The 1,507-nt window shown below is 66.5% G+C and carries 1 protein-coding gene; it reads left to right on the top strand.

The window, feature by feature from the left end; translation table 11 throughout:
* Nucleotides 1-120: 120 nt before the first annotated feature.
* Nucleotides 121-1,507, top strand: a 1,387-nt coding sequence (locus ACFWO3_RS21595; protein ID WP_378581649.1) for an IS1380 family transposase, incomplete at its 3' end; no start/stop codon positions are given.

Genomic DNA, 1,507 nt, shown 5'->3' with positions numbered 1-1,507 from the left:
CCTGAATGCACCGATTCAGTAGTGGTCAGACGCGGGTCGTAACGGCGAAATGCCCTGTCGTGGTGGAAGAATTGAACTTCTCACAGAAACAATTCGGCCACGACGAAGGGCATCTCGTAGATGCAACTATCTCACACCCGTCCCGTGACTGCTGCGAGGTTCGACGACCCGAATCTGGTGGCGACTGCCGGACTGGCACCGGTGATGGCGTTGGCACAAGAGAGTGGTCTGCTGACTCTGGCAGATCAGCATCTGAGTGTGCCGACGGACAAAGGCGCCAACGCAGGCCGCAAGATCGGATCGCTCGTCTCCGGGATGGTCGCCGGCGCCGACAGCATCACCGACATGGCGCTGCTGCGGCACGGGGCGATGGGCACCGTTTTCGACCGCCCGTACGCACCGTCGACGTTGGGATCGTTCCTGCGGGAATTCACCTTCGGACATGTTCGCCAACTCGATGCCGTCGCCTCGAGGTTCCTGGGCGGCCTCGCCGACCGCACTGAGCTGGTTTCGGGGATCGACACCGGCCGGGTGCTGGTCGATATCGACGATTCGATCATCGAAGTGCACGGTCACGGCAAACAAGGTTCCGGCTACGGGTACTCCGGGGTCCGCGAACTCAACGCGTTGATCACCACGGTCACCACCGGCACCGCAGCGCCGGTGATCGTCGGTCAGCGTCTGCGCCGGGGCGCGTGCGGGTCCCCACGCGGCGCCGCCCGGATGGTCGCCGACACCCTCGCCACCGTCGAACGCCTCCGCAGGGCGGGCGCCGACACCGGCACCACCGGGGCGGCGGCGAAGCCGCTGGTTCGGGCCGATTCGGCGTTCTACGGGCACCCCACCATCAGCGCCGCGATCCGCGCCGGGGTCGATGTGTCGGTGACGGTGCGCCTGACCCCGACCATCCGAGCCGCGATCTCCCAGATCGGCGACGACGCGTGGACACCGATCGACTACACGAACGCGATCTACGATCAAGAGACCGAGCAGTGGATCTCGATCGCCGAGGTCGCCGAGATACCGCTGACCGCGTTCGCCTCCCAGAACAAGGCCCACCACATTCCCGGGCGGTTGGTGGTGCGGCGCATCCCCGACCTGCGCCCGACCACGGACCAAGGTCAAGGTGAGCTGTTCGATGTGTGGCGGTTCCACGCCTTCTTCACCACCACCGACCTCGATACCGTCGCGGCGGACAAAACCCACCGCCACCACGCGATCATCGAGCAAGTCCACGCCGACCTGAAGAACTCCGCCCTCGCCCATCTCCCGTCGAGCCGATTCACCGCCAACGCCGCCTGGCTCGTCTGCGCGGTGATGGCATTCAACCTCACCCGCGCCGCCGCCACCCTCACCGGCGACCCGAAGCTGACGAAGGCGACCACCGGCACCCTCCGCCGCACCCTCGTCTCGGTCCCCGCCCGGATCGCGTCCTCCGCCCGCCGACTGACGCTGCACCTACCGACAGACTGGCCCTGGGAAGCAGCCTGGAACACCCTGTTCGCCA

The sequence above is a fragment of the Rhodococcus sp. NPDC058521 genome (genome assembly GCF_042719695.1).
In the GTDB taxonomy this organism is placed as follows: Bacteria; Actinomycetota; Actinomycetes; order Mycobacteriales; family Mycobacteriaceae; genus Rhodococcus_F.
Note: the sequence above shows the minus strand (reverse complement) of the source record. Positions and strands in the feature narration are given on the sequence as shown.